The sequence below is a fragment of the Shewanella sp. T24-MNA-CIBAN-0130 genome, from assembly GCF_040310185.1.
Lineage (GTDB): Bacteria > Pseudomonadota > Gammaproteobacteria > Enterobacterales > Shewanellaceae > Shewanella > Shewanella psychromarinicola.
The window spans coordinates 1-3281 of the sequence record NZ_JBEOPP010000106.1 but is presented as its reverse complement, the minus strand read 5'-3'; the positions used below and the strand labels follow the sequence as shown (position 1 = coordinate 3281).

3 protein-coding genes are annotated in these 3281 nt (G+C 45.6%); all 3 read right to left on the bottom strand.

Annotation, left to right across the window (positions count from 1 at the left end; all coding sequences use genetic code 11):
* Positions 1 to 92 precede the first annotated feature (92 nt).
* Genes AAEZ02_RS21585 through istA form a run of 3 tightly spaced genes read right to left on the bottom strand, consistent with a single transcriptional unit; the run spans position 93 to position 2531 of the window.
* Positions 93 to 284, bottom strand: coding sequence for a hypothetical protein (locus AAEZ02_RS21585; RefSeq protein ID WP_351124964.1), 192 nt, complete (start codon positions 282 to 284; stop codon positions 93 to 95).
* Complete coding sequence (gene istB, locus AAEZ02_RS21580) at positions 281 to 1051, bottom strand: IS21-like element helper ATPase IstB (RefSeq protein WP_351124961.1); 771 nt, start codon at positions 1049 to 1051, stop codon at positions 281 to 283. Before istB ends, AAEZ02_RS21585 begins: the two co-directional genes overlap by 4 nt.
* Positions 1044 to 2531 carry an IS21 family transposase gene (gene istA / locus AAEZ02_RS21575; RefSeq protein WP_351124959.1) on the bottom strand — a complete coding sequence of 496 codons (1488 nt, stop codon included), beginning with the start codon at positions 2529 to 2531 and terminating at the stop codon, positions 1044 to 1046. The genes istB and istA overlap by 8 nt, the downstream gene beginning before the upstream one ends.
* Between the last annotated feature and the right edge of the window lie 750 nt (positions 2532 to 3281).

Genomic DNA, 3281 nt, shown 5'->3' with positions numbered 1-3281 from the left:
TGTTAGTGCCGACGCAAACCCGCAGTTATTTGCCGCAGAATAAATTGCCAATAAAACCTCTTGTTCAGCCTTTTATTTATGCTGATTAGCGCCTAAAACAACAAATCATCGTTGAACCCATCTTCTGCTTTCTTTTCTTCCTGCTCTCTAGCGGTTTTTTGATGCATTTTGACAATGTCCGCACCATAGCTCTGCCAAATAGCTGTTTTTAATTCATCAAGAAGCAGGTAAATGTCGTCCGCTTGCTCTGTTGTCCAGTGAGTCGTGATTTTGATTGTTCTCATTTGGCTTTTCCTTTGGCGATGTCTTTGTTGACGCCGCGTCGTTTGTTGGCTTGCTCTTGGGCTTCTTTCATGCGATATGAATCCCCTTCGATAGCAATGACCTCGCTGTGATGTACTAAACGGTCTATGAGTGATACCACGCAGGCTGCATTAGGAAACACTTGGTTCCATTCGCTGAAGGGTTTGTTGGTCGTGACGATAGTGCTGTTTTTTTCGTAACGCCGGTTGATGATTTCAAACAATAAATCGGCGTGACGGTTGCTGTAGGAGAGATAGCCGACTTCATCAATGACGAGCAATTTGGGTTTAGTGTAATAGGTGAGTCTTCGTCTTAGGGCGTTGTCGCCATCTTGGGCGGCTAAGTCATTAAGCATATTCGCTGCGGTGGTAAATAACACCGTGTTTCCTTGCATGACAGCTTTGTACCCCAGATTTTGAGCCAGCGTGGATTTACCGACACCATTACTGCCTATAAGAATAATATTGCTGGCCTCGGTTAAAAATTCAAGCTGCATCAGGCGGTGTATTGCTTGTTGGTCTATTTTCTTAGGCCATTGCCAGTCAAATGCTGTTAAGTGTTTAAAACGTCCAAGCTTGGCATTGACCAACCGTCTTTCGAGTGAGCGTTGTTGACGCTCGGTTAATTCCCACGTTAACCATTGTGTCAGCGACGTTGCTTGCTCTTGCGTGATATCGTGCCAGTGGGCGATTAAACCGTGCAGCTTTAGCTCAATCGCTTGTTGTTTGAGGTGGGTTTGTTCAGTCATCGCTACTTTCTCCCAGTTTGTCGTAATCGCTGAGTCTGGCGGCCTTTACGGCGAGATGTTTCACTTTTTCAGGTACGCTAACGGCAACGGGTGGTGGCTGTTGGCGTTGTTCACGTCGCTGCTCCAGAATTTGTTGGACGGCATCGACATAGGCCGAGCTTTGTTTGATGGCTTCTTCAAGCGCACTGTGCAGTTCGGCTGCGCCATAGTCATCGAGCAATTGGTTCAACCGACTCACCGTTGATTTTAACGGGTGCCCCCGTGCAAGCGCTTGTTGTAAAAAGGCTTCACTTTGTGATGATGCTTGAGACAATCGGTTTTGACTCCGATGGCCTTTGCCGTTGGTTTTATTCAACCACAGGACATTAATATGCTGCTCATCTTCAATTTGCTCGCCTTTGCTAAAACACCTAGGGTGTTGGGCAATTAACGACTCACCATCAATAATACGTACTCGTTTTAAACAAGCACTGACTGTCAGCGGTTTTTGTACGTACTGATGAGGAATGGTGTAGTCGTTTAAATCAAAACGCACATAGGGTGTTTTTTGTGCTTTTACCACTTTTTGCTCATCGGTAACAAACGGGTTATCAGGTAATGACAACAAGCGAGGTTTTTCTTGTACGAACGCTTCTCTTACCGTTAAGTCCGTTTGCTCAGGACAACGCCTGTCAGCGCTTGTTCCCTGACACCAGTCATTCGCTTGCGCATTTAAGTCATCCAGTGACGCGTAACGTCGACCGGCAAAGAAGCTATCACGGATATAACGAATGGCTCGTTCAACACGCCCTTTTTCATTGCCTCGTCTTGGCGCTGCTGCTCGAGGGTTAAAACGATAGTGACTGGCTAACGCCAGTAAGGTGGGATGGTATCGTATCGCCTGACCTTGACGCTCGAGTACCGCAGATTTCAAATTGTCGTATAACAGAATTTTCGGTAAGCCTTCCCATGCCTCGAATGCCGCTACATGACCCCGTAAAAAATTCTCCATCTGCTGGTTTAGGTAGAACTGTAAAAAGATTTTCCGTGACCAGCTCAGCACCATGACAAAGGCCATCAATGGCCGTTTAGCCTGACCTATTTCAATATGACCAAAATGCCCCCAATCCACTTGTGCCTGCTCACCGGGCAGGGTTTTTAACCGTAAATACGCTTCCGGTACCGGTCGGGGTCTTAATTCACTGATGCGCTGCCGAAACAAACTGGGCCTTCCTGGATAACCCCGTTGCTTTACCATGTCATAAAGCCTTGCAGCGGTCAGCGAAGGGAATTCATTAAGCGTTTCCACAATAAAGGGTAAGTAAGGATCGATGATGGATGTGCGTTGGGTGCGTTCGATTTTGGGCAAACCAGCAAAAGCTAGCACGCGGTCAACCACCGAGTGATGAATACCCAATTGTGTCGCAATGGTGCCTGTGCGCCATTTTTCAACAAAGTAATAGCGTAATATTTTTGTTTCAATCGTTTTATCAATGGCCATTTTTTGTTTCCTTCGCTGAATGTTTGCAGCTCACCAACGTAGTTTGCCTTTACGGGCAGGGTGACGTAAAAAATCATGTCGTAAAAACGCGCTACAGACCTCACCACAATGGTGACAACACATTATTGTCGTCTGGTGCTGTCGATTTCTTGGGTGCTCATGCGTAGTTAATCGCTTGGACAGTACAGCATTGCGGGGAATGTGAAGGGAAGAGTGATGCGTTACTTTTTCTTTTTGACGGTCTCGAAAACGTTGTTGTCGTGCCGCGTTATTGAAACGACCTTGTCGGGTATTTTGATATTTTTTACTGGCACGTTTGAGTGAAGCCCCTCTTGCTTGAGTGCTACATCCGTTAGTGCAATAACGTTGACCATGATCACACCGATGACAGATCACAACAGGTGAGTGACAGCGAAGACATTGATAAAGGCGGCTAGATGTTGGCATTGACATAAAAGGTCAATGAGGGCTGGATTTTATCCCAAAATATGCAACACTTAATTGGGTCGTGCACCTGCACGGTTTTATTGGGTATGACGTCGTTGGGACCGTCAAATCATAGTGGCGTCATACCATTCTCATCAACATTTCTTTTTATAGCCCTTAAACGTCAACTTTGCCTGTCTATTGATTTTTATTTTAGAATTAAAAACTTGAATTGATCCTATTAGCGAATGATTTTTTTGATGAGGAAAGATCTGCTTATCGTTAAATTCGGCAAATAGTGGCGCTTTTAGACTGGCGTTAACA

Excerpts from the sequence above, each read along its gene's own strand:
- AAEZ02_RS21585 (WP_351124964.1), bottom strand. The coding sequence starts at position 284 with ATGAGAACAATCAAAATCACGACTCACTGGACAACAGAGCAAGCGGAC.
- istB (WP_351124961.1), bottom strand. The coding sequence starts at position 1,051 with ATGACTGAACAAACCCACCTCAAACAACAAGCGATTGAGCTAAAGCTG.
- istA (WP_351124959.1), bottom strand. The coding sequence starts at position 2,531 with ATGGCCATTGATAAAACGATTGAAACAAAAATATTACGCTATTACTTT.